Here is a 23,607-nt window from a genome sequence, read left to right on the forward strand (position 1 = left end):
GATATTGTTCGATAGCCTCCTGCTGGAGCGCAGCGGTTCAGGGTGTGATCAAATTAAATAGATCTAATAACAATATACTTGTGTTACACACCGGCCACCGCTCCCCTCCTGCGGCTCCGCAGGATAATGCTCCGGCATGTGGGTGATGGGCGGCCGTGGGATCTGTAACGTCACCGGCAAAGACACAACCGGAGGTAAGGTTAAGAATGGCACGTTATTATGGATACTCTCCGAAAGGCACCGTGAATAGTGCCGTGGACTCATTTGAATCGAGAACGCAGATTCCTGGCCCCGGCGGGATGCTGTTAGGGACGGTCTACGTGGACATAAGCGACGAAGAGTGGGCTGTTGCAATCGCTTATGGCAGAGCGCACCACCCCGGCATTCGGGGTCCCGAACCCGTCTATGAGGTCAGGTACACCTACCGGCCGGAAGGGGAAGGCGCGATAAAGAGGCTTGACACGCGGAAGGGTACTCCGTCCACCGTTACGGTCGGCCCCCTCCCCTCGGTGGACGAGTTTGTGGTCATGACTCTTGACTACGAGAAGAAGCAGATCGGCGGAACGGGCCTGTAAAGCAATCTCCTGCGCGGCATAGGCGGCGCACCCTCGAGGATCATGGCGTCTTCGGGGTGTGACCGCTCTGGAGAACCCGCAGGTTCGGGACGGTGGGGAGAGTCCCTCACCTCCGTGTTGCCATCCTCTTTATCCTGGCAAGAGGCGATGCGCGGTCCAGGAACCGTGAGAGGAAGACGGCAAACTCCTCGTCCCAGCACTCAGCGTCGGTCCCCACACTCCACCCCTCTTCCATAGAGCGCCGGACGTGCTTTCCAAGCGCGATGTCAAGGATGACGTTTGACCGCAGCAGATCGATGGCCCGGGTAAACCTGCGGCCCACCTCAACCACGTATCGCCCCTCCTCGATGTATGGCCCGGCAAAGACCTCTCTCCTTACATACTTCTCCAGGAACTTCCGGGAGTTCTCCCTCGACCAGAGCGGCGGGCCGATATGCCTGCGCATAACCGGCACGGTTTCTGCCATCAGTTCAAAGAGCAGCATGCACCGCTTCTCCCTCATGCAGACGTCGGTACGGTTCACCGGAAACCCGCTCCTCTCCAGGAGGTCGCGTATGGACTCGGCAGATTTCCGTAGTTGAGGCACCACCGTATCAGGGGTGAGATCGGGTGTTTTGAAGGTGATAGAATATAGGTAGGTCCCCCTGGCAGAGAGGAGGCGGGAGAAGACCACCGGGGTTAGCGCCGGTGCGGGCGGGCGGCAGAAGAACGCCTCCGAGGGCTCCTCGAGGTAACCGCGTGCAACCTCCACAAATTCAAACATCCGCGAGAGCGATAGCGCCGCCGCGACGTTCCTCTCCGGGTCGACCGGATCGATCACCACAAGCGGATCGTCAAACTCCTTCGTCCCGTGCCCCTCGATATCTATCACCTCCCCCGGTTTCCAGCTGGCTGCGGCTTCGAGGAGAGGGTGGAACCCGCCGTAGTAGATCGTCAGGATCTCGCAGAGATAACCGGAGAACCCGCCTGTCATATGGTCCGAACCGTAGACCCCGCTGGCCTTTGCAAACTGCTTTAATAGGAGGACGTCGTCGACGTAACCATCGATATGAGCAAGGACATAGCGTGTATGGAACGGCGTCCGGTCAACGGCGCTCTTGATCTCGGTGGCGCTCGCCACTGCGTAGCAGGGGACGAGATCGATATCCAGAGAGTCTATCGTTGCGTTGAGATACGGGTGTTCTGCGTACTTCTCGCGCCACGTTGCGCCGAACTCTTCCGCGATCCGGCGCGCGAGCGATAGCCCCTCATCCTGCAGTTCCTGGCGGGAGAGGGAGGTGTCAAAGAGAATGAAGATGTCCAGGTCACGGTCACCCCGGACGAAGGTATCCCTGGCGACCGAACCCACCATCATCGCTTTCGCCTTCCCCGACCGTTCAACCGCCTCGATCAGGCGCTCTCCCATCGCCCGGATGTAGGTCCGCTCCTCAGGTGTTGGACGGATCCTCCTGAGCACCTCCTCTTCACAGGGGAACCGCGTCAAAGCGTGACCTCCGCAAGGTCATCGTAGATCGGACCACCGGATGTCAGCGTGCTCTTCTTGAGTTTTATGGCGCTCACCAGACACCTGCCGAGCGGTTCGCGGGGTATACGACGCTCCACCTCCTTTGGGAGCGCGGGGTGGAGATCTTTTACACGTGCAAGTGTTACATGGGGACGGAATGGACGCTTCTCCCTGGGGAACCCGAGCGGCTCGAGGAGGTCGTCCACCTGCCGTGCGAGGGCAGCGCTCTCCCCTGAGTCGGTGACGTCGCACCAGATCACCCGCGGTCTCCGCGGGTGGTTGCAGACAGCATAACCGAGAGTTATCTCAAAGGGTTCGGCGTTCGTCGCCCGGAGCGCCCCGATGATCGGCTCGATCTGCGCCTGATCGACCTCTCCAAGGAACTTGAGCGTAATATGGAGATTTTCGGGCTCGACTATGGCGAGTCGGCCGGGGGCCTCTCTCAGGATCTCCAGCGACTGGCGTGCGCTTTCGCGGATCTCCTCCGTCAGATCGATTGCAACGAACGTCCTGACCATACTATACCGTATTATCTTGCCTCACCATACAAAAGGTGATTGCCTATCCCTGCAAAACCAGCTTGAAGGAGGATGGGAGGCTGCAAGTCCACCGGCGTTCAGGATACCGGGTTTTGCCGTCCCACCAGCACTGCTCCGAAATGAATGATACCTGTTATAACACTCCAGAACGAACCTATAATGACCGAATGATCCGGGGGTATCATCATTTCCAATACAACGCAATTCATCGTATATACACTGGAATCCTGCCCGAATTGCGAGATCCTGAAAGAGTTTCTGGCCTCGAGAGGCGTGCCCTTCATCGAGTGCGACATGGCATCCGCTGAAGCGCTGACCGAGCTTCGCATGAACGGGGTATTCGTTCAGGAGGCGCCGGTGCTGCAGAAAGGTGACGCTTTCTATACGTCAGCCGACCTATTTCCCGGGGGTGTCTTCCAGGAAGACCTGGTTGCCGGTCTGATCGCGGAGGTATGAGGTTGAGCCGTAAGTCAACACAGACGACGCTGTTCGGGGAGTTTGTCCCCACATTCCCGAAGGTCAGGACGTCGCGGGGCTACCTTCTTGACTGGGACAGGAACCGGATCATCAGACAGATCGTGGAGGAGACCCGGCTTGTCGAGGTCTTCTACGGCTACAAGGGGGCCGATGAGGAGACGGCAAAGGAGATTGCCCGACTGGTCGAGAAGAAGATCCAGATGCTGGGACTCCAGTCGCTCTCAGGGCCGCTGATCCGCGAGATCGTCAACATGACGCTCCTTGAGCGCGGCCTGATCCCCTACCGCAACGTCTGCACAAGGGTGGGAACCCCTGTTTTCGATGCTCACCTCATCGATGTAGGGCGGGGGTTTGAGGCGCACGACAACGCCAACCTCCAGGAGAATGCAGAGACCTCACACAAGAAGAAGGCTGACAAGATCAGCAAGGAGCAGTACCTCCTGCAACTCCCCCCCGACCTTGCGGACCACCACCTCCGGGGAGATCTCCACATCCACGACCTGGAATACTTTGGGACCCGCCCGTTCTGTATAGACGGGAGCACGGTCATACCCGCGCGGATGGCGGGCCGCACCCGAAGCATCCGTCCCGACGAACTCCCGATCGACGGTGATGAATGGCGCCCGGATGACCTCTCCGTGCTCACCCCAAAGGGCTGGAGACGCGTTACGAAGGTGACCCGTCGCCGGGTGAACCCGGGCGAGATGCTCAGGATCCGGACGTCGGGCGGGCGGTCGCTGATGGTCACCGGCGAGCACCGGATCCCGGTGCAGACCGCCGAAGGGATGACCATCCGCCGTGCCGACGAAGTACGCACCGGGGACACCCTCTACAGGATCTCCGCGACCGACGCCCTCCGCGGGGAGACGATCGAGGCGATCGATCTCGTGCGGGAACTGCCCGTCTCGGTGCCGGCCCACCTCCTCGAGAACGTCTACGTCCGCGGCGCTCAGGAGATCTTTGCCGATACGATCCGGAGCGGGCAGGCAGCTTCCTACGCCGCTATCTCGCGGGTGCTCGGCGTCGAGCACCGGAAACAGTGGTACACACGCGGAATCATGCCCATCGCACTCTTCAGCACGTTCTGCAGCCGTTACGGCGTCGAGGACTATGCCGGGGTCACAATCGGAGTCACCGGGAGCGAGCACGAGCTGCCCGCCCTTCTCGCGCTTACGCCTGAACTCATCCGTCTCCTGGGGTTCTTCGTCTCGGAAGGCAACTACAACGTCGCCCCGGAGGTCGGACAGTACAACCTCGCGATAACCGAGAACAATCAGGCGCCTGCGATCCAGGCCGCGGCATGCGCTGTCCTGAACACCTATGCAACGATCACCGGCGGCACCCCCGACACCACGACCATCTACGGGGTCGAGGCGGAGCGCAACCGGGCCCTGCAGGTCTACTTCGGCGGAAAAGCAGGTTACCTGCTCTTCCGCTACGTATTCGGCATCCCGGAGAGGGCAGTCGAAAAACGCCTTCCCTGGATCGTCTACCACTTAAACGATGTGCTCCTCCACGAGTTCCTCTCCGCCCTCTTCACCGCCGGCGGCTCGGTATACTACCGTCCTGAAAAGTCAGACTGCATCGTCAACTACACCACCGCATCGCCGACACTCCGACAGGAACTCTCGCTCCTCCTCACCGCACTCGGGATGAAACCCCACATCGTCGAACTCTACGCCGATAACGAGGACAGGGGGACGCTCTACCGCCTCCAGATCAACGGGCGCAAGAACGTCGAGGCGTTCGCCCGGTACGCCACGTTCCTTGACTCGCGGCAGGACCACATCGACGGGTTCCTCTCCGCAGTGAAGGGAGGGCGGACTGCCGAGCGGGAGGAGACCGCCGTCGAGATCGCTCCGGCGGACCCCACCGGTGCGTACGTCTACGATCTCTTCATCGACGGCGACGGGGCTGAGGAGAGCCACACGTTTTTCGCATCCGACGGCCTCTTAATCCACAACTGCCAGGACTGGGACCTGCGCTACTTCTTCTACTACGGTCTGATGCCTGATGGCAACGGTACAAAAGCCTCTGTTGCCGGCCCGGCAAAGAGGGCGGAGGTGGCGGTTCTCCACGCGGTCAAGGCGCTCGGCTCCGCCCAGACAAACTTCGCCGGCGGCCAGGGCTACTACAACTTCCTGACGTTCCTGGCGCCATACTTTGAGGGGATGGACTACGACGGGATCAAGCAGCTGATGCAGATGTTCGTCTACGAGATGACCCAGATGATGGTTGCCCGGGGCGGTCAGGTGGTCTTCTCGTCGGTCCAGCTCTCCCCCGGCGTTCCCACCCTCTGGAAGGACAAGCCCTGCGTCTTCCGCGGCAAGGTCTGGGACGGAAACCAGGCGCCGCTCCGGACATACGGCGAGTTCGAGCGTGAGGTCAGGCTCCTCTTCAAGGCGCTGATGGAGGTGATGCTCGAGGGTGACTACTGGGGCAAACCGTTCTCCTTCCCGAAACCCGAGATCAGCATCGAGCCCGATTTCCTCACGGAGGACGAGGAGTTCAACCGCAGCCACCCCGACCTCCCGACCTACCGCGACCTCTACCTGATGACGTTCGAACTCGCGTCCAAGTATGGCACCCCTTACTACGACAACCAGGTACCGGCTTACCGGGGCGCCGGTGAGGGGATATCGTGTTACCAGTGCTTGGCGGGGGACGAACTGGTTCCGGTGGCCGATAGAGAGGGCCGGATCAGTGTAAAGCGCATTCAGGACATCTTCGATACCGCCGCAAGGAACGGGAGACGGATAGATACTTTCGGCGCAGAACTCGCCTACTATGATGGAAGAACTCCGAGCGTCGATTTCGAAACCCAGGAAGCGTCACTCCGACCGTTCCACGGTGTTATGCGCAGACGGTATAGCGGCCCCCTCCTCAGGATCACCCTGGAGTCGGGCCGTGAGATCACGGTCACCCCCGACCATCCTGTCTACGTCCTCAATGGAGGTGTCTTTGTCCGGGATGTGGCAGGCGAGCTCAACGTGGGTGACTCTCTCCCGGTGCTGAAAGCGGCCGGGTTCTGCGAGCGGCCGGTTGAGGAGATCGAGGTTGCAGCGACCCTGGCGAAGGCCGGGTACGGCAACTTGATCCGGGCCGCCGGTGATGGGATAACCCTCAGGACCTCCGGGCGCATCAGTCTGCCCCGCGTTCTGCCGGCCAGCAGCGAACTTGCCAGACTCCTTGGCTACTATCTTGCAGCAGGGCGTAGCGAGCGTTCAGCGCGGCGTTATACGGTTAGATTCACGTTTGAAAAAGGCGACGCGGAGTTCGCGACGGATACCGCCGCCTGCATCCGTGCGGTCCTGGGGGTCGAGCCACGCGTCCTGGAGACGGCATCGGGAAGGGTGGTTGTCATCAGCAGCAGGCTCATCTACCTCCTCTTTGCAGCCCTCGGTTGCGGTTCGGCCGATGCCGATAAGTCTGTGCCGGATATCGTCTTCAACCTGGATCGCTCCCTCGTGGCGGATTACCTCGGTGCAGTCTTCAGCACAACCGGAAAGAAGGACGCCGGCCGCGAGGCGAGGAGCATCAGGCTGAGTGTGGACTCGAGGGAGGTCGCCCAGAAACTGGTCTGGCTGAGCGGCAGGATCGGCGTCCAGATGGGTTACGCCGAACGGGATAGGCTCTTCGGGCTGCCGCCAGACAGCGCCCCACACCGGGTTTACACCTGCAGGATAACGGACAATGACCAGATGGAGCGGTTCCAGGCGGAGACCGGTTACCCTCCAATGATTGCCCGGGGACGGGAGAAAGGCTCTCCGTTCGCGCAGATCCCTGAGACTCCGGCCACAGCCGGATGCACCGGTCTTGCCTGTGCGAGCATGTACACCGGTGATGGGGTGGAGAAGGTCCAGGTGACCATTGTCATCCCACCACTTTCCGGAGAGGAAGAAGAGGCTGTCGGCCTCCTCGAGTATGGGGATGTGCACCCGCTCCGGATTCGATCGATCGAACCGGTGGACCACGAAGGTTACGTCTACGACCTTGTCGACGTCGCAGGCACCCACACCTTCTCAAACGCGCTCGGGATCGTGACCGGAAACTGTTGCGCCTACCAGTTCTCCTCGCTTGCTGGCGAAGACGCCGAATTTGAGGACAAACTCTACTTCCGTGATGGGAAACACTTCTCGATGGGTTCATGGCAGGTGATGTCGATCAACTGTCCGCGGGCGGCTTACAAGGCCGAGGGCGACCAGGAACGACTCTTTGCCGAGCTCAAGTCCCTCATGGACACCGCTGTCGACCTCTTTCGGATCAAGCGCCGATGGATGTCCCTGATCCGGGCGAACGGCCGGATGCCGTTTGCGATGCAGCGCCCGAAGGATCCAAACACCGGCGAACGCGGCGCGGTTGCTGTGGACGTGGATGGTCTTGTCTACACCATAGGTGTCGTCGGTGTCAACGAGATGGTGCAGCACTTCACCGGCTACCAGCTACACGAGTCGAAGGAAGCTTTCCGTCTGGCCGTTCGTGCGATGACCGAACTCGAGATCTACGCCCGTGAACTCTCGAAGAAGAACAACATGACGATCGCCCTCGCCCGCACGCCGGCGGAGACGACCGGCCAGCGGTTTGCGGTTGCCGATCTCCTGGATGAGCGGTTCCGCGACGATGCGATCAGGGTGGTCAAGGGCGACGTCGAACGGGCGCTCGATGTGCTTGGCACCACACTTGACCTTCCCATCTACTACACCAACGGGACGCACGTCAACCCTGGAGCGGCAGTCCCGCTCACGAAACGGATCGAGATCGAGCACGTCTTCTTCCCCATAGTGGATGGCGGTAACATCTTCCACATATGGCTCGGGGAGGCACGCCCTGACCCGCGGGGGTTGATGGAGATGGCGATGAACCTCTGCCGGACGACCCAGATCGGTTACTTTGCATTCACCCGCGATCTGACGGTCTCCCTCAAAGAGTTCCGCGAATACAGGCCGGTGAGATCCGGGCACGCGGCCGGGCAGCCGGTGGGGACGCTGGAGGTCGACCGGGCGGATGCCTGAAGAGAGGTCATATTTTTCGGTTCTGGCAGAGATGGTTCACCGTCCTGGAGAATAGAGTGTGTCTAATGCGAGGCCATACGTGATCGAACTGAACACCCCGCTCGTCGCGATCGACGTCGGTCGGGGCACTCAGGATATCCTGGTCTACGAACCCGGCCGGGTGATTGAGAACAGCATCAAACTGGTTCTCCCCTCTCCGACCGTGATCGTGGCGGAGAGGATCCGCGAGGCGACCGCAGCCGGCCGCCCGGTCTTCCTGGAGGGGTTCCTGATGGGCGGCGGCGCAAACACCGGCGCCCTGCGGGAGCACCTCTCCCGAGGCCTCCCCGTCTATGCCGCACCGGATGCGGCAGCGACCATCCACGACAACATGGAGCGTGTGCGGGCGCTGGGTGTTGAGATCCGCACCGTTCCTCCCCCGGATGCGGTGACCGTCCACACCACCGATTACATGGAGCAGGAGCTCAGGCAGGCTCTCGCCCTCTTCGGTGTGGGTTACCCGGAGAACGTCGCGGTAGCCGTCCAGGACCACGGTTACTCACCGCACCGGAGCAACCGCATACAGCGGTTCGAACTTATGCGGGAACGGCTTAACGCGGGGGGCTGGGAGATCCTCTCGCTGGTCTCAGATCCCCCGCTCCCAGATATGACCCGGATGCAGGCAGTCCGGCGCCAGGCACCGGAGGCACTCGTCACAGATACCGGCCCTGTCGCCCTCATCGGGGCGCTCTGCGACCCAGTGGTCAGGCGTCTGGCCCGCACTGGGGTGACCCTGGTCAACGCCGGTAACGGCCACACACTCTGCTTTACCCTGAAGGGGAGCGAGATCCATGGGCTCTTCGAGCACCACACCGGCGCACTCAACCCCGAGAAACTCCACCACTACATCCGGCGGCTTGCCGATGGCACCCTGACCACAGAGGAGGTCTTTGATGATGGCGGTCACGGGGCGGCGGTCAGGAAACCCCTTACAACCGATGCCGTTGTGGTCACCGGGCCGAACCGTCTCCGACTGCTGCCGAAGGCTTACCAGGCGGCGCCGTTCGGGGATATGATGCTATCTGGCTGCTTCGGGCTCGTCTATCTCTGGAAAGTGTTCCGGGAGAGAAGAGAGGGGTAACGCAGAAAAAGGGGTGTTCAGGCGGTCTCACTCTGCATCAGCACAACATCGTCGATGTCATGCTGGCGCTGCGCGAGTACCTTTGCCTTGAAGATGTTCTTCCCCGCCTTGCCGATGGCAAGCCCCCGATCCTCGTCCCGGACCTCGATGCGGGCGATCCGCCGGCTCTCTTCGTCCGTATCGAACTCGATATCGGTGACCCTGGCAGGAAGGAAACAGTTCCGGATGAACTGTGCTGGGTCGGTGGAATACTCCACAACCTCGATGCGCTTCCCCATAACCTCGGAAGCCTTCTTGATGCTGGATCCACCCTTGCCGATGGCAAGTCCCATATCCCCTGGATTTATCACGAAGATGAGTCGCTCGTTGCGGTTATCAACCACGCAATCGCGGCTGCCTGCGCCGGTGAGGCTTTCGAACTGGGAGATCAGGCGCATACACTCCTCAGTCAGCGTGACCTGCGGCATCATCTACACTCTCACGGCGTTCAGGATATCGGACTCGCCCGGCTCGACCACGGCAAGGGCGCTGACGACATAGGGCCTGCCGCAGGCCTTTCCGAGCTGGACACTCGATCCTTCGTAGACGTAGACAGGGATATCGATCCCACTCACCATATTTTTGACGGATTCAGGGCTGTTCTCGGCCACAACAACCAGTCTGGCCTTGCCCTCTTCAATGCATTCCCGGGTCCTGTTCCGGCCCAGAAACACTGTACCAGTCTTCACGGCTTTACGGAGTGAAGCATTAAAGTCCATTACGATTTCTCCTAGTTTTTCAGGTTTAATGGTTTTGCGATGAGTTTCACATCACCGGTGCCAAGCTGAATGGGCTGGCCCACGATAACGTTCTCGGTAACGCCGTTCAGTTCGTCCACCTCGTTCGTGATTGCCGCATCCAGCAGATGGTTGACCGTCACTTCGAATGCAGCCCGGGAAAGGACACTCTCCTTCTCCCCGGCGATACCATGGCGGCCGATCTGCTTGACCTCGCCGTCCATGCACATCATATCCGCAACGAGCATGATATGACGGACATCGACGCCGATACCCTGCTCGTTCAGGGTGTTCAGGGCCTCCTGGATGATTGCATTCCGGCCGGCCTCGATGCCGAGCACATCGGCGATCTCGCTGATGTTGTTGCTCCGGGTGCGGGAAGTGTCGACTCCTTCGACTTCGAAGACATCCTTTAGGTTGGAGCCCTCAGTATAAAGGATATACTCTCCCCCCTCTTTTCTGACAACGACCCGCTCGATATCATCGATGCCCTGAACGATGACGTTCCTGACGTGTTCCGCAAGTTGAAAGAGGTTCTGGTAACTCTCCTGATTTTTCGGGGTGAATGTTATCGAAGGCTTTTTCGGGTCGGCCTCAACCTCAAAATCACGGTAATGCCGCCGTTCCCGGATCTTTCTCGGCGCCGCTTCGATGATCTCCTCCACTGCGATCTTTCGCCGGTCACAGACCGCCCTGTTCAACAGAACAAGAACCTGCATATTCTCCATATCGATGGTGATGTCCCCGAACTCATGGAGCGGCGCGGCCTCAATCTGCCAGCTCACCTCGCGGGCGCGGTCGCGATCGAACGCCCAGTCATCCAGCAGGTAGACAGCCATCGTCGGGGTGCTCGGTTCGCGCCTGGCGTCCATGATCTCGATCAGGCGGGGGAGACCCAGCGTGACGTTGATCTCGGCCACACCCGCGTAGTGGAATGTACGCATCGTCATCTGGGTGCCAGGCTCACCTATCGACTGCGCTGCCACAACACCTACCGCCTCGCAGGGCTCGATCCGGCTTTTCTGGTACTCGTTGGAGACCATCTCCACAATCCGCTCGAACTGCTCCGCTGTGATCTCCTTCCCCGCGAGACTTGCCTTCAGGTCCTCCCGTGTCCGGTAAGGCAGATCGAGGGCGTCGATCTCCCGTTCCATCTCGCTGTTCATTTGACCTCCTCCCTCAACACGCTCTCCACGATACCCTTAACGTCCACAGGGGCGCCGTAACTGCTCTTTGCAGGGTCGGTACCGTCCTCGCCGTAACGGAACTGGATGATCCGGCCGCCGGTAGTCCGGACAGTGCCGTCGTAGGCGACCTTGAGGTCCTGCAGGGCGTTGATCATCCTCCGCTGGAGATAACCGCTCTGAGACGTCCTGACGGCTGTGTCCACAAGACCCTCACGTCCGCCGATGGCGTGGAAGAAGAATTCCGTTGGGGAGAGACCGCTTTTGTAGCTGTTAATGATGAACCCATGCGCCTCAGCACCGCGATCGCCGCGCCGGAAGTGGGGCAGCGTCCGCTCATCGTAACCACGCATGATCCGCTCGCCGCGAACCGACTGCTGGCCGAGACATCCGGCCATCTGGGTCAGGTTCAGCATCGATCCGCGTGCTCCCGAGACTGCCATCACGACAGCGCTGTTAGCCGTCCCCAGGCGCTGGCCGGCAATCTCACCGGTGCGGTCACGGGCCTTGCCGAGCACCTGCATGATCTGCATCTCAAGCGTCTCCTCAAGCGTCCGGCCTGGCATGGGCTCAAGCTGCCCCTCGTTGTAGATCCTTATCCGGCGCTCGACATCGGTGATGGCGTTGTTGAGCACCTCCTCGATCTGCCCGTACTCCGTCCTGGAGAGGTCTTCATCATCGATGCCGAACGAGAACCCTTCCAGCATGATCGCCTGGATCGAGAGTTTGGTCACGTCGTCGATGAACCTGGCCGCTCTCTTCATTCCGTGCTGCCTTATGATCCGGTGCAGGATCTGGCCGTCAAACGCACCGATTGCCTTCTTGTCGATGGTTCCTGAGAGCAGGTTGCCATCGGCGATCCGGACGTATGCGTCGTTCTCACAGAGTTCCCGCCGGCACGTCTCGCAGTTCTGGCATGACGAAGCCCTAAAGATCATGTTCAGATCGTCGGGGAGGATGAGCGAGAAGACCTGTTTGTTTGTCCAGAGTGGGTTCCCATCCCCGTCCTTTGCTGCGGGTTCGGGCAGGTGGTCGAGGGGAAGGTTTCGGGTGAGGTAGAGTGCCGTTGCCCTGTCGAAGTGGCGGGTTTTGTGAGTCAGGAGGAAGATTCCCGACACGTGGTCATGTATCCCGCCGATGATCGGGCCGCCGGTTCGCGGTGAGAGAATGTTTGCCTGTACCGCGATCAGGATCTCGGCCTCGGCCCGCGCCTCTTCAGTCTGCGGGATGTGCAGGTTCATCTCGTCACCGTCGAAATCGGCGTTGTAGGGTGGGCAGACGGCTGGGTTCAGCCGGAACGTCTTCCCATCCATCACGACAACCCGGTGCGCCATGATGCTCATCCGGTGCAGTGAGGGCTGTCGGTTGAAGAGGACTATATCTCCGTCTTTGATCTGCCTCTCCACCGTCCAGCCAGGCTCGAGCATCTCCGTGACCGTCTCCAGGTTCACCTCCGAGAGCCGTATCCGCCGGTTGTCAGGCCGGATGACGTAGTTTGCGCCGCATGGCGACCGGATTGTGTGGCGTTCGGGGCCGTTCAGGACGTACTGCCGCATCTCCTCGATGTTGAACGGCGTCACCCTGACGGGGATGGTCATCTCGTTTGCGATGGCGAGCGGGATTCCAACCTCGGTGATCGAGAGGTTAGGGTCAGGTGCGATCACGGTACGGGCCGAGAAGTTGACACGTTTGCCCGAGAGAGAACCGCGGAACCGCCCTTCCTTCCCCTTGAGCCTCTGTGAGAGGGTCTTTAAGGGTCGGCCGCTCCGGTGCCGGGCGGGCGGGCAACCTGCCACCTCGTTATCGAGGTAGGTTGTGACATGGTACTGCAGGAGTTCCCAGAGGTCTTCGATGATGAGCTGGGGTGCGCCGGCATCCTGGTTCTCTTTGAACCGCTGGTTGATCCTTATGATATCCACGAGTTTGTGGGTCAGGTCATCCTCGGACCGCTGCCCGTTCTCAAGGATGATCGAGGGGCGCATCGTGACCGGTGGAACGGGGAGAACGGTGAGGATAGTCCACTCCGGTCTCGCGACGTCCGGGTTGATCCCGAGAGCACGCAGGTCTTCGTCCGGGATCTTCTCTAGGCGTGCGCGTATGTCGGCGGGGGTCAGTTTGTGCTCGATCTTTCTGCCGTCTTCCAGAAAGACCTCGGAGAAGGTGGTGGGTTTCTCAAAGTTGATCTTGAGCTGCTGTTCGCCGCAGTGGGGACAGACCCGCTCTTTCTTGATATCCTTCTCAGAGACAACCTCTGCCGTGAGGTCGCTCTCTTCGGTGCCGACGATCTTTTCGACCTCTTCAGCGGTCATCAGCAGCCTTGAACACGACCTGCAGGTTACACGCAGGAGTTTACGGATCAACCGGGTGTAGCCTACATGGATTACGGGTTTTGCAAGTTCGATGTGACCGAAATGGCCTGGACAGTCGGCCGCCTTCTGGTCGCAGGTCTTGCAGCGGAGACCCGGGTCGATGACACCAAGGCTGAGGTCCATCAGCCCCTGCGGGTAGGGAAACCCATCATCGTCATAGGTGTCCGCCCAGATGATCTTTCGAACGCTCATCTTGCGGATCTCCTTCGGTGAGAGGAGTCCGAACTCGATCTTTCCAACACGTTTAGGACTGGTCATGGTTTGAAACTGCCCCCCATATTATACCATATCTTCGAGCCTCAGGCGGGGAGCGATGCCCATGCTCTTCATCTCGTCGAGGAGAAGCTTGAACGCGTAGCTCATCTCGACGGGGTATATATCGGTTTCGCTGCCGCAGGTAAGACAGCGGGTAACCTTCCTCTTCCGGTCGACCATCGCCACCATACCGCATTTCGCACAGACCCACTGGGTCACCTTATCCGACTCATCGAGGAGTCGTTCTTTGAGCGCCATGGCCGCGCCGTGGCCAATCATCACATCACGCTCCATCTCACCGAACCGGAGCCCTCCCTCACGAGCACGGCCTTCGGTAGGCTGGCGGGTGAGAACCTGCACCGGACCGCGCGAGCGTGCATGCATCTTGCTTGAGACCATGTGGTAGAGTTTCTGGTAGTAGATGACGCCGATGTAGATATCTGCCGCAAACTGCCGCCCGGTGACACCGTCGTACATGACTTCACGGCCGTTGTGCGCAAACCCGAGTTCTTTGAGCGATTTTCGTAGATCTGCCTCACGTTCACCCCGGAACGCCGTTGCGTCGATCCTGCGTCCCTCGAGCGAACCCACCTTCCCGCTCAGCATCTCGAGCATGTGCCCGATGGTCATACGGCTCGGGACGGCGTGGGGGTTGATGATAAGGTCAGGTGTCATGCCAGACTCGGTGAAGGGCATATCTGCTGCGGGCTGGATGAGTCCGATGACGCCCTTCTGGCCGTGCCGGGACGCAAACTTGTCGCCGACCTCCGGTATCCTGAGGTCGCGAGTCCTGACCTTTACCAGCCTGGAGGAGTTCTCCCCCTCCGTGATGATGACCGTATCCACGATCCCGTGCTCGTTGCTCCGCATCGTGACCGATGTATCGCGCCGTTTTTCGACGGCGATCAGCTCGCTTGTAGGCTCCTCCAGGAACCTCGGTGGGGATGTCTTGCCGATCAGGACATCCTTCTCACGGACAACCGTCTCGGGGTTGATGATACCGTCGATGTCCAGGTTCGCGTAGTATTCGGAACCGTGTGCTCCAGAGACCTCTTCGTCCGGGATCTCGATCCGGTCCACCTGACCCCCGGGGTAACGCCGTTCTTCGCCCTCGTAGGTGCGGAAGAAGTGCGAACGCCCCAGACCACGGTCGATGGAAGCCTGGTTGATGATCAGTGCGTCCTCAATGTTGAACCCTTCATAGGAGAGGATGGCGACAACGAAGTTCTGGCCTGCCGGCCGATCGTCTGATCCGATGACATCGGAGGTCTGGGTGTAGATGAGCGGTTTTTGGGCGTAGTGGAGCATGTGCCCCCTGGTATCGGGGCGGAGTTTCATGTTTGCTGCGCCGAACCCGAGCGCCTGTTTGACCATCCCGGCTCCCATTGTGACACGGGGGCTGGCATTGTGCTCCGGGAACGGAACGTGAGCTGCACCTATACCCAGGATGAGAGAGGGGTCGATCTCCAGGTGCGTGTGCTCGGGGGTGAGATCCTTTTCGTTTATGGCAATGAGGAGATCCTCCTCCTCTTCGGCATCGACAAACTCGATCGCACCCTTCTGCACAAGGTCGTCAAAGGTGATCTCACCGTTCCGAAGGCGTTCGATATCCTCTTCGGTTACCCCGGGTAAACCCTTTCGAACCACGATCAGCGGCCGGCGTGCTCTGCCCCGGTCGGTGTGGACTATGACGTCGTTGTTGAATTCCTTGTAGGAGATGTTTATTTCAGAAGAGATCCTGCCGCACCGGCGCATCTCGCGCAACCGGCTGACAAGGTCCCGGGGGTTGTCTACAAGTCCAATCAGGGCTCCGTCAACAAAGACACGCGACTGTCTCATGCTGTCTCTCTCCGCAGGGCGATAACGCCCATCTCATACAGAGTGTTCTTCACTTCCTCTTCGTTGCTGACACCATTGCTGATCTCGACCATCTGGGCGAAGTTCTTAACCAGCCCACAGTTTGGCCCTTCTGGCGTCTCGCTTGGACAGATCCGTCCCCACTGGGTTGGATGCAGGTCACGGGCCTCGAAATGGGGTTGAGATCGTGAGAGGGGGGAGATCACGCGGCGGAGGTGCGATAGGACAGCCATGTGGTCGACCCGGTCCAGGAGCTGCGATACACCCGTGCGCCCTCCTACCCAGTTGCCGGTGGCAAGCGGGTGAAGCAGCCTCTCTGTCAGGACGTCCGCACGCACCGCGGTGCCGATCGAGAGGTCGCGATGGCGCATGCTGGCCCGCTCGAGCTGGTACTTAACGTCCCGCGTCAGGCGGTTGAGCGAGATCCGGAATAGGTCTTCCATAAGATCTCCTGCAAGTTTCAGCCGTTTGTTGGCGTAGTGGTCCTTATCGTCTATTCTGCGCCGCTCAAGGACCAGGTCGAAACAGGCCTCGGCCATTCGCCCCAGGAAGTGCGCTTTTGCCAGACGGACACTCTCAACCGCCGCTCTGTAACCGGGGTCGTCCTCTTTCAAGCCCGCCGGCATCAGGTGGTTTAAGTGGGGGAGCAGGTAGTTGTCAAGAACAAACTCGGCCCGTTTGCGCTGGTAGTCACGGGTCTGGTTGGGCGCGAGCTTCTTGCCAACGTACATGATCCCTTCGTCGACAGTGTCGCACTCGCTCTCCTCCAGGTTCTGCATCATAAAGGTCAGGATATCCTCATCGGTTGAGACCGCCTCGACGATGTCATGGTCACCCTGGAGCCCCAGCGCTCGCATCAGGTCAACGAAACGGAGGTGCCCGGCGACCGAGGGAAACGAGACCTCTAGCAGGTTCTTGCGGTTCCGCTCCACGATCACAAGCGCGCGGTAGCCACGGTACTGTGAGAAGACCTTCGCAACGTATATCCGTTCGTTGTAGCGTTCGGTGAACTCGGTCATGATCTTGTTTGAGGCAAGATCCTCAAGCGTCATCAGCACCCGCTCTGTGCCGTTGACGATAAAGTAGCCGCCAGGATCGAGAGGGTCTTCACCATGCTCGATCCTATCTTTATCGCTCAGGCTGTAGAGGTTGCAGGCTGCCGAACCCACCATCACCGGCAGCTGCCCGATGGTGGTGACGATCGGGTCCTGCGGTTCTCCGCCCTGGACGAGCGTCATCTCAAGTTGTATGGGCGCGGCGTAGGTGAGGTTCCGCAGGCGTGCCTCACTCGGGAAGAGCTCGGACTGCGATCCGTCCGCTTCACGAACGACGGGTTTCTTCACCTCTATCCTTCCCAGTTCAACCCATACAGCCTCTTTTCCCTTACCACGGGACTCAATGTCGGTCTCGATGACTCTCTGTTCATCGACGACTTCCTGAAGGTTGTGCAGGAGGAAATTGTTATAAGAGTCTAACTGGTGGCGCGCAACATGTTCCCGCGCAAAATATGCCCTGGACAAAACACTTCTGTCTAACAGATGGATCAGCTCCCGGCCTCAGAATTTATTTCTTGGGTCTCTTCACGACTATTCGGTAGGCTTCGGCCCTACCAGCGGTTCGACTGTCACGAATGATGCGGATGACGTTTCCTACTTCGCCCCGGATGGCCTTCACAGCGGGATCGTCGTGGTAGATCTTCGGTAATTGCTCTAAAGATATACGGTAGGTCGTAAGAAGTTCCGCAACCTCATCCTCGCTCATGATCTGATGGTCAGGTACCATCTCGTGTTTGAGTACGTCCAATGAAGTGCCCATCGCATTACACCTCATCAACGAAAAAGTTGCATATCAGATGCATCACCTTGCTAAAACCCATAGACATCGCCCATGGCAACGGGCCCAAGGGGATTTGAACCCCCGACCACCTGGTTAAAAGCCAGGCGCTCTACCTAACTGAGCTATAGGCCCCGCGCGTACTGCCATCCAGCATTATTACAATGCGAGAAGAGTATAAATAACTTACCTGAAGACGTGGAATAGTGTTTGCAGTCTGATGGTATAAACCTTTCAATTATCCTTCAATTTTACGAGTCATACCGGAATATTTTAATGCTTCCGGGCATTCCTGTTTTGTACATACTTTGCCGATCCGGGTGCATCCATGATTCCCTCACGATACTATGCCGAAAATGCCGTACCCGTTATATCGTGGGTTACGCAGTGCATCTACCTCCTCATCGCCGTCGCGCTATCCGTGCTTGCGCTCGTATCGTTATATGACGTTCTTCTCCAGATGGTGGCTCTCATTCACGCCGAAGACACGATGCAGGGTGCCCTCGAGGTGCTTCATGCGCTACTTTTGACCCTTATCCTGGTGGAGATCCTGGAGACGGTGACAGCATATTTCAGGACAAAAAAAGTGCTGGTAACGCCGATCCTGATTGCGGGGGTCACTGCGATGGTGCGGCGGGTGTTGATCTTCGGGGTAGAAGTCCACGAACCTGCCGAGATTGGCATGACTCTCGCGGCGATTTTGGTGCTGACGATCGCAATCGTTTATATCGGGAAGCAGGAACGCCAGGAAACCTACCTGGATGTAGGTTAATTCTGGACGCGGGGAGATGAGGGCTCTATAAGGCGTGCCCCTGGTTCAGGCTTCCTGTTCCCCCGATAGTGACTTGATCTGGGCGCGTATCTGATTCAGTCGCTCTTCCTGGATCTTGATGCTTGTAGCCATACTCTTTATGGCTCTTGTTATCTCCTCACCCACGCCGGCGCGGGCATCCCTGATGTTGTAGGTTGTCTCAAGGATCTTTAAGAGGCGGCGGTTGATATCGACGCTCTTTGAGAGGCGTTCGTACTCATCAATAAGCCTGGAATCAACACCGTCTTCGCGTGCTCGTTCGATATCGGCGGCGATGGAGTGCCGGCGTGTCAGCACGCGCCCGATGGCCTCGTAGAGCTGATGGTGGGTGGTTGGCTTGAGTATGTAGTCCTCGATGTATGGACCGTATTCGTTTGCCTCCTCTGGGGTGAGAGGTTTTGCGGTCAGCATGAGAACCGGGATGTTACGTGTTTCGGGGTTGGCTTTGATCTTTTCGAGCGTCTCCCATCCGTCCATAGGTTCCATCATGATATCCAGAAGTATCAGATCCGGAGGTGTCGTCTTAAGAACTTCAAGGCACTCTTCTCCGCTTAAAGCGGTTATTGGCTTATAACCCCCACGTTCCAGCATGGTCGCGAAAACATCGACGATCATTGGACTGTCGTCGACTATCAGTATTGTATACATCATGCCGCCTCCTCTCTGATCCTGGCTGCTATATCAAGCAGTTCTCTCTCTAATCCGGGAAGATCTGCAGGCTTATCGATCACCGCTGTTATCAGAGTGACCTCGTCGATACCCACGATAAGGATTGCAGCGCCGTTTGAGGAGATGGTAACCAGCGATGGCCGATCTATACCTACAGTCGCGCAGACCGCTTCGGCCGATGCAAGGACAGTTGCACTCATTGCTGCAAAAATAGATGACGTAATGCTCCCCTCGGGGAAGTGCTTGCCGATAATAGTTCCCTCGCAGGATACAAGAGCGACCGCGGCAACGCCGGTGACGGACCGGATCTCATCAATATACCTCCGAATGTTCTCTTCTGCGAAGGGATGACTGCTCATCTGATTTTACCCCTGCTCTTAACGCATTGAAATATCTGCGTTGCACCATATATGAATATCGAATTACCACACCACCGGGTTAGAGGTCCTCAAACCAATATCCGCAGGCTGTGATAGAATCCGGAAATGCGGCGGTTGCTTATAATCGCCATAAGAAAGCGTCCCGAAATTTGGAGTTCTTTTGCGAAGTTCATGAAGTTGCGTCACAGCCTTCAACCCTGGTTTGATAAACCCCTCCGTGGACGAATTCCAGGGGTGTGGCATCGCCGAGCACCTCCTTCCATCCGGATCCGGGATGGCCAGGGTTTGTATGAGGATGCTCCAGTCATTTACATAAAAATGCGAGAGTTGTGTTGCCCACCGCCGTGCGGTTCTGTTTTTTGAGGAATTTATTCACCTCGGCAAGCATCAGGAGCATCTCGTCCAGCGTCAGGAACCCGGGTTGTTTCGCTTTTGGGCTTCGAACCTCTTGCGTCCTGTATTTGCCCTCCTCTTCATGCTCCTCGTCGTTAACCGTCCGGTGGCATCGATCGTGTCCGTCTTCACCGGGAAGGGGGCGGGAGGAGGCCGCGGTAGCGCCGGGCGGGTGTGTGTCCTGAAGGATAATATGCCGTTCCAGGGCAGGGAGGTGGTCTGCGGCGATGCGGATCCCGTGGGAGATCTGTTCTTGCAGGGTTTCACCAAATCCGGGCACAGTCTGAGGGAACTTGAAGAAAACTGCTATATGCTGGCGTGCAATTTAGATTTAAGTCCTTCAGCGAGAAGACTCAAACAAATAAGTTTAAGTCTGCCAATTACTACTTTATCCCTGAGACGGTTTTGGATGATCAGGGCCTATACAATCACCTCTGGAAAAGGTGGGACTGGAAAGACGACCGTCACCGCAAACCTGGGCGTGGCGCTGGCCCAGTATGGGAGGGAGACCTGTGTAGTCGATACAGACATAGGCCTGGCAAACCTCGGGCTGGTGCTGGGTCTCTCCGAGACCCCGGTCACGCTGAATGAGGTCTTGACAGGTGAGGCACCGATCCAGGATGCGATCTACGAGGGGCCCTACGGTCTCATGGTCGTGCCAGGTGGGCTCTCACTCCAGCGCTTCCAGGATGTAGATCCAGAACGTCTCAAAGACGTGGTCCGTGATCTCACCGACATCTGTGATTTCCTGCTACTTGATGCTCCAGCCGGAATCGGCCCTGATGCGGTTTTAGCGCTCACCGCGGCGGACGAGGTCATCCTGGTCGTGAATCCCGAGATTGCCTCGATCGTGGATGCCATCAAGGTCAGGGTTCTGACGGAGACCGTTGGAGGCACGCCCGGTGGGGCCATCCTCAACCGGGCGGCACTGGAGAAGAGCAACACGAACCAGCGAAGGATCGAGAGAGCGCTCGGCGTCTCGATCATAGGCAGCATCCCTGAAGATCCCTCTGTGCGAGAGGCCTCGGCGGCCAGGATGCCGGTCGTTGTCAGATCACCAGCGTCAAAATCATCAAAAGCGTTCAGAAGGGTTGCGGCATCGCTGGCGGCTATCCCTGTTGAGGAGAGCCCCCGGAAGGTGCAGGAAAGATTCGTTGAGCGGCTTGCCCGCGCATTATTCAGGAGAGAACCTTGAATGACTGTAGATATTAATGCGTTCATGATAGTCCTGCTCTCGGCGATCATAGTATGCCTGTTGTTTATCATGTACGTGATGTACGTGCGTATCCAGCAGCTCCTCAAAGAGGTGGAGGAACTGGCCGGCAGGATGGAGATAACCGGGAGCGAACTGGAGCAACTGACACGAAGCGTGGAGGAGTACACGAAAACCCAGAGGTAGGGATCTCCCCTTTATTTAGGAAGTATGAGACTGAAGTCTCAGGGCGAGGAGTGGTCTGAAAGCGAAAATATATCTGTAATTCAACCCTATACTCTTGAGACGGGGCCATAGGGTAGCCTGGCCATCCTAGGAGACTGGGGGTCTTCTGACCTGCGTTCAAATCGCAGTGGCCCCATTCCACTACTATTTTCAGTCTGTACAACCAGATAGTCTTAAGCATGAGGTTCTATCCGGGCTGCACGGAGTGTCTGATCAGTCGGGTCGAGTATGAGAGCCGGCTCTGCATCGACGATCCGGCGCGTGTCGCTGAGATTGTCGGTGCCTGCCGTGATCTCCTTCAGCGCATAGCCGCGGAGCCGCTACCCGCCCCTGTCATCGCGAGCCGGGTGCACAGGCTCGCATACCGTTTGATCGGCAACGATGACCCATATCGGTTGCTGAAGAGGGAGAACAATATGGAGGCGATGGCGGTCTGCAGAGGGGTGCGCGACGACCTTGTGACCTTCCGCGATCTGGCGCTTGCGTCGGTCATCGCCAACACCCTGGACTACGGTTCGGTGGAGCACACCGTCACCGAGAACTTTGTCAAGTTCTTTTGTGATGAGTTTGCAGCCGGCTTGACCGTCGATAATACCGAGGCGATGGAGGCGCTCAGATCTCGTGTGGTTTACCTTGCCGACAACTGCGGCGAGATCGTCTTCGATGCGCTCTTTGCCGATCGCCTCAAGAAGACGGGGTCGCATGTCACATTTGCCGTCCGCGGTGCACCGATCTTAAACGACGCGACCCTTGAGGATGCCCTTGCCCTCGGGCTCGATCGCCGGGTCGACCTGCTCACCCCGACAACAGACGGGATCGCCGAACTCGGTCTCAATCGCGACCTTGTCCCGCCGGCGCTTGCCGATGCTCTCGATCGTGCAACGCTCGTTATCGCCAAGGGTATGGCCAACTACGAGTCTCTCTCCGACGATCGCGACCTCCCTCCGGTGGCTTACCTGATGTCGGTCAAGTGCGGTCCAATCGGGGCAGATATAGGCATCCCGGTCGGTTCCCGGGTTGCTCTCCTCCGTGATTGAACCAAACTGACTGGCCGATGGAACGGTGGGGACTGCAACCACGAATGAGGAGGGATGAGTCCCCCTGCCAGGGTGGCTGACATATTACCTGTGAGCCATACATCCAACGTGCCCTGGAAAATAGATCCGGGACGGCGGACCGATCAGCTCCATCACCAGAAGAGGTTCCGGGACATCTCCAACGCCTCAATGGCGGGCAGTTTCTTCCCTGTCAGGAACTCGATCGCCGCCCCGCCACCGGTGGAGATATGTGTGAACCGGTCCTCGATCCCGAGTCGCTCGACGGCCGCGCCGGAGTGCCCGCCACCAACAACCGAGAACTCCACGCTGGATGCAGCCCTCAGGATCTCGTAAGTGCCGAGGGCGAACGGCTCCTCCTCAAACAACCCGGCCGGGCCGTTAACAACAACCGTCCCTGACGTCGTTATCACCTCAGCAAGTCTCCGGATCGCCTCTGTTCCGATATCGAGGACCTGGGCGTCTTCGGGGACGGCGTTCACCGGGTAGTCGACCCGCTCCCCTTCTTCGCGCACGGCGATTGAATCGGGCAGAACGATCCGGTCACCGTGGATCTCAAGGAGTTTTTTAGCCCTCTCGATCTCGGCCCGGTAGCCCAGGTCTTCGATCAGCCGCTCGGAGGATCGCCCGATATGGTGACCTGCCGCAAGCAGGAAGACGTTTCCGACCACCCCGACCACGATCACCCGGTCGGCCGTCCCGTGTGCAAGGACGTTCTGTGCGACCGCGATTGAGTCATCCACCTTCGTCCCGCCAAGCACAAACGTCACCGGCCTTGGAGCGTCTGAAAAGACACGTGAGAGGTTTGTGATCTCTCTCTCCATCAGGAGCCCGGCCACCGATGGGAGCGCAAGCGGCAGCCCCACGATCGACGCCTGTGAGCGGTGAGCCGTCCCGAAAGCGTCGTTGACGTAGAACTCGGCCATCGACGCCAGTCTCCTTACAAGGAGTGTCTTCTTCGCCTCCTCCGGCTTCAGGGTCAGGTTCTCCTCGGCGGCGAACCGCAGGTTCTCAAGCATCAGGACATCCCCACGTTTCGCACCCCTGATGGTTTCACGTGCGCATCGCCCAAAGATGTCATCGACATAGGTCACGGGGCGGCCGAGCAATCGCTCCAGTTTTGCCGCGTGTGCCTCAAGTGTCGTGAAATCCTTTTTACCAGGTCTGCTCTGGTGCGTCAGGACAACCAGTCTTGTATCCTCGAGAGCCTGCACCGTTGGCAGGTGTTCCCGAAACCGTTTATCGTCCAGGATCTGGTTTGTAGAGGGATCGATGGGTGAGTTGAAGTCAACCCTCAGCATCACCGTTCCCGTCAGATTTCCAGCATCTGCAAGGGTAGCGATCTCCACCTGGTATCACC

Annotated in this window: 21 protein-coding genes and 2 tRNA genes; 9 read left to right on the forward strand and 14 right to left on the reverse strand. The window is 58.7% G+C overall.

Going from position 1 to position 23,607, the window contains the following annotated elements; all coding sequences use genetic code 11:
- The first annotated feature begins 299 nt into the window (after window positions 1-299).
- Window positions 300-575 (forward strand): hypothetical protein, encoded by a 276-nt coding sequence (locus R6Y96_RS01965; protein ID WP_318621820.1) that lies wholly within the window; start codon window positions 300-302, stop codon window positions 573-575.
- A 106-nt stretch (window positions 576-681) separates the two neighbouring features.
- On the opposite strand, the gene cca is transcribed toward R6Y96_RS01965, so the two are convergent.
- Window positions 682-2,058, reverse strand: coding sequence for a CCA tRNA nucleotidyltransferase (gene cca / locus R6Y96_RS01970; RefSeq protein WP_318621821.1), 1,377 nt, complete (start codon window positions 2,056-2,058; stop codon window positions 682-684).
- Entirely contained in the window at window positions 2,055-2,597 is a 543-nt protein-coding gene (thpR, locus tag R6Y96_RS01975; RefSeq protein WP_318621823.1) for an RNA 2',3'-cyclic phosphodiesterase, read from the reverse strand. The genes cca and thpR overlap by 4 nt, the downstream gene beginning before the upstream one ends.
- Before the next feature lie 240 nt (window positions 2,598-2,837).
- Between thpR and R6Y96_RS01980 the strand changes: the two genes are divergently transcribed.
- From R6Y96_RS01980 to R6Y96_RS01990, 3 genes are read left to right on the forward strand one after another with little or no spacing between them, the layout of a single operon-like run.
- Entirely contained in the window at window positions 2,838-3,074 is a 237-nt protein-coding gene (locus R6Y96_RS01980; protein WP_404810329.1) for a thioredoxin domain-containing protein, read from the forward strand.
- Complete coding sequence (gene nrdD / locus R6Y96_RS01985) at window positions 3,071-8,107, forward strand: anaerobic ribonucleoside-triphosphate reductase (protein ID WP_318621826.1); 5,037 nt, start codon at window positions 3,071-3,073, stop codon at window positions 8,105-8,107. The genes R6Y96_RS01980 and nrdD overlap by 4 nt, the downstream gene beginning before the upstream one ends.
- A gap of 58 nt (window positions 8,108-8,165) precedes the next feature.
- Window positions 8,166-9,227, forward strand: a complete 1,062-nt coding sequence (locus R6Y96_RS01990) for a DUF1786 domain-containing protein (RefSeq protein ID WP_318621827.1) — start codon at window positions 8,166-8,168, stop codon at window positions 9,225-9,227.
- Window positions 9,228-9,244: 17 nt separating this feature from the next.
- Here the strand turns inward: R6Y96_RS01990 and R6Y96_RS01995 are convergent, their stop codons facing one another.
- The 8 genes from R6Y96_RS01995 to R6Y96_RS02030 form a co-directional block, all read right to left on the reverse strand.
- Window positions 9,245-9,694: a NusA-like transcription termination signal-binding factor gene (locus R6Y96_RS01995; protein ID WP_214021926.1), complete on the reverse strand. Its 450-nt coding sequence runs from the start codon at window positions 9,692-9,694 to the stop codon at window positions 9,245-9,247.
- 3 nt (window positions 9,695-9,697) lie between these two features.
- Window positions 9,698-9,985 carry a 50S ribosomal protein L30e gene (locus tag R6Y96_RS02000; protein WP_318621828.1) on the reverse strand — a complete coding sequence of 96 codons (288 nt, stop codon included), beginning with the start codon at window positions 9,983-9,985 and terminating at the stop codon, window positions 9,698-9,700.
- Between the two features lie 11 nt (window positions 9,986-9,996).
- Entirely contained in the window at window positions 9,997-11,169 is a 1,173-nt protein-coding gene (gene rpoA2, locus R6Y96_RS02005) for a DNA-directed RNA polymerase subunit A'' (protein ID WP_318621829.1), read from the reverse strand.
- Complete coding sequence (locus R6Y96_RS02010) at window positions 11,166-13,814, reverse strand: DNA-directed RNA polymerase subunit A' (RefSeq protein ID WP_318621830.1); 2,649 nt, start codon at window positions 13,812-13,814, stop codon at window positions 11,166-11,168. Before R6Y96_RS02010 ends, rpoA2 begins: the two co-directional genes overlap by 4 nt.
- 21 nt (window positions 13,815-13,835) lie before the next feature.
- Window positions 13,836-15,650, reverse strand: coding sequence for a DNA-directed RNA polymerase subunit B (rpoB, locus tag R6Y96_RS02015; protein ID WP_318621831.1), 1,815 nt, complete (start codon window positions 15,648-15,650; stop codon window positions 13,836-13,838).
- Window positions 15,647-17,188: a DNA-directed RNA polymerase subunit B'' gene (locus tag R6Y96_RS02020; RefSeq protein ID WP_318621832.1), complete on the reverse strand. Its 1,542-nt coding sequence runs from the start codon at window positions 17,186-17,188 to the stop codon at window positions 15,647-15,649. The genes rpoB and R6Y96_RS02020 overlap by 4 nt, the downstream gene beginning before the upstream one ends.
- Before the next feature lie 43 nt (window positions 17,189-17,231).
- Window positions 17,232-17,483, reverse strand: coding sequence for a DNA-directed RNA polymerase subunit H (locus tag R6Y96_RS02025; protein ID WP_318621834.1), 252 nt, complete (start codon window positions 17,481-17,483; stop codon window positions 17,232-17,234).
- Between the two features lie 79 nt (window positions 17,484-17,562).
- Window positions 17,563-17,636, reverse strand: a tRNA-Lys gene (locus tag R6Y96_RS02030).
- Window positions 17,637-17,829: 193 nt separating this feature from the next.
- Between R6Y96_RS02030 and R6Y96_RS02035 the strand changes: the two genes are divergently transcribed.
- Window positions 17,830-18,273, forward strand: coding sequence for a phosphate-starvation-inducible PsiE family protein (locus R6Y96_RS02035; protein ID WP_318621835.1), 444 nt, complete (start codon window positions 17,830-17,832; stop codon window positions 18,271-18,273).
- 45 nt (window positions 18,274-18,318) lie between these two features.
- Here the strand turns inward: R6Y96_RS02035 and R6Y96_RS02040 are convergent, their stop codons facing one another.
- The 3 genes from R6Y96_RS02040 to R6Y96_RS02050 all read right to left on the reverse strand — a co-directional run bounded on the left by R6Y96_RS02040 (window position 18,319) and on the right by R6Y96_RS02050 (window position 20,034).
- Window positions 18,319-18,960 (reverse strand): response regulator, encoded by a 642-nt coding sequence (locus R6Y96_RS02040; RefSeq protein ID WP_318622457.1) that lies wholly within the window; start codon window positions 18,958-18,960, stop codon window positions 18,319-18,321.
- A complete protein-coding gene (locus R6Y96_RS02045) occupies window positions 18,960-19,340 on the reverse strand; it encodes a roadblock/LC7 domain-containing protein (protein WP_318621836.1) in 381 nt (126 codons plus the stop codon). The genes R6Y96_RS02040 and R6Y96_RS02045 overlap by 1 nt, the downstream gene beginning before the upstream one ends.
- A gap of 325 nt (window positions 19,341-19,665) precedes the next feature.
- A complete protein-coding gene (locus tag R6Y96_RS02050; protein WP_318621837.1) occupies window positions 19,666-20,034 on the reverse strand; it encodes a hypothetical protein in 369 nt (122 codons plus the stop codon).
- A gap of 129 nt (window positions 20,035-20,163) precedes the next feature.
- Between R6Y96_RS02050 and minD the strand changes: the two genes are divergently transcribed.
- The 4 genes from minD (at window position 20,164) to R6Y96_RS02070 (ending at window position 22,229) form a co-directional block, all read left to right on the forward strand.
- The gene (gene minD, locus R6Y96_RS02055; RefSeq protein ID WP_318621838.1) at window positions 20,164-20,949 is read left to right on the forward strand and encodes a cell division ATPase MinD; all 786 of its coding nucleotides are present in this window, start codon (window positions 20,164-20,166) and stop codon (window positions 20,947-20,949) included.
- Window positions 20,950-21,153: a hypothetical protein gene (locus R6Y96_RS02060; RefSeq protein WP_318621840.1), complete on the forward strand. Its 204-nt coding sequence runs from the start codon at window positions 20,950-20,952 to the stop codon at window positions 21,151-21,153.
- 101 nt (window positions 21,154-21,254) lie between these two features.
- Window positions 21,255-21,328 (forward strand) — tRNA-Pro (locus R6Y96_RS02065).
- A gap of 43 nt (window positions 21,329-21,371) precedes the next feature.
- Complete coding sequence (locus R6Y96_RS02070; protein WP_318621841.1) at window positions 21,372-22,229, forward strand: damage-control phosphatase ARMT1 family protein; 858 nt, start codon at window positions 21,372-21,374, stop codon at window positions 22,227-22,229.
- A 152-nt stretch (window positions 22,230-22,381) separates the two neighbouring features.
- Here the strand turns inward: R6Y96_RS02070 and R6Y96_RS02075 are convergent, their stop codons facing one another.
- Complete coding sequence (locus R6Y96_RS02075; RefSeq protein WP_404810322.1) at window positions 22,382-23,596, reverse strand: phosphoglycerate kinase; 1,215 nt, start codon at window positions 23,594-23,596, stop codon at window positions 22,382-22,384.
- Window positions 23,597-23,607 lie beyond the last annotated feature (11 nt).

Origin of the sequence: Methanoculleus receptaculi, from assembly GCF_033472595.1 — an archaeon.
Classification (GTDB): domain Archaea; phylum Halobacteriota; class Methanomicrobia; order Methanomicrobiales; family Methanoculleaceae; genus Methanoculleus; species Methanoculleus receptaculi.

Excerpts from the sequence above, each read along its gene's own strand:
- R6Y96_RS01965 (WP_318621820.1), top strand. The coding sequence starts at position 300 with ATGCTGTTAGGGACGGTCTACGTGGACATAAGCGACGAAGAGTGGGCT.
- thpR (WP_318621823.1), bottom strand. The coding sequence starts at position 2,597 with ATGGTCAGGACGTTCGTTGCAATCGATCTGACGGAGGAGATCCGCGAA.
- nrdD (WP_318621826.1), top strand. The coding sequence starts at position 3,071 with ATGAGGTTGAGCCGTAAGTCAACACAGACGACGCTGTTCGGGGAGTTT.
- R6Y96_RS01995 (WP_214021926.1), bottom strand. The coding sequence starts at position 9,694 with ATGCCGCAGGTCACGCTGACTGAGGAGTGTATGCGCCTGATCTCCCAG.
- R6Y96_RS02000 (WP_318621828.1), bottom strand. The coding sequence starts at position 9,985 with ATGGACTTTAATGCTTCACTCCGTAAAGCCGTGAAGACTGGTACAGTG.
- rpoA2 (WP_318621829.1), bottom strand. The coding sequence starts at position 11,169 with ATGAACAGCGAGATGGAACGGGAGATCGACGCCCTCGATCTGCCTTAC.
- R6Y96_RS02010 (WP_318621830.1), bottom strand. The coding sequence starts at position 13,814 with ATGACCAGTCCTAAACGTGTTGGAAAGATCGAGTTCGGACTCCTCTCA.
- rpoB (WP_318621831.1), bottom strand. The coding sequence starts at position 15,650 with ATGAGACAGTCGCGTGTCTTTGTTGACGGAGCCCTGATTGGACTTGTA.
- R6Y96_RS02025 (WP_318621834.1), bottom strand. The coding sequence starts at position 17,483 with ATGGGCACTTCATTGGACGTACTCAAACACGAGATGGTACCTGACCAT.
- R6Y96_RS02035 (WP_318621835.1), top strand. The coding sequence starts at position 17,830 with ATGATTCCCTCACGATACTATGCCGAAAATGCCGTACCCGTTATATCG.
- R6Y96_RS02040 (WP_318622457.1), bottom strand. The coding sequence starts at position 18,960 with ATGTATACAATACTGATAGTCGACGACAGTCCAATGATCGTCGATGTT.
- R6Y96_RS02045 (WP_318621836.1), bottom strand. The coding sequence starts at position 19,340 with ATGAGCAGTCATCCCTTCGCAGAAGAGAACATTCGGAGGTATATTGAT.
- minD (WP_318621838.1), top strand. The coding sequence starts at position 20,164 with ATGATCAGGGCCTATACAATCACCTCTGGAAAAGGTGGGACTGGAAAG.
- R6Y96_RS02060 (WP_318621840.1), top strand. The coding sequence starts at position 20,950 with ATGACTGTAGATATTAATGCGTTCATGATAGTCCTGCTCTCGGCGATC.
- R6Y96_RS02070 (WP_318621841.1), top strand. The coding sequence starts at position 21,372 with ATGAGGTTCTATCCGGGCTGCACGGAGTGTCTGATCAGTCGGGTCGAG.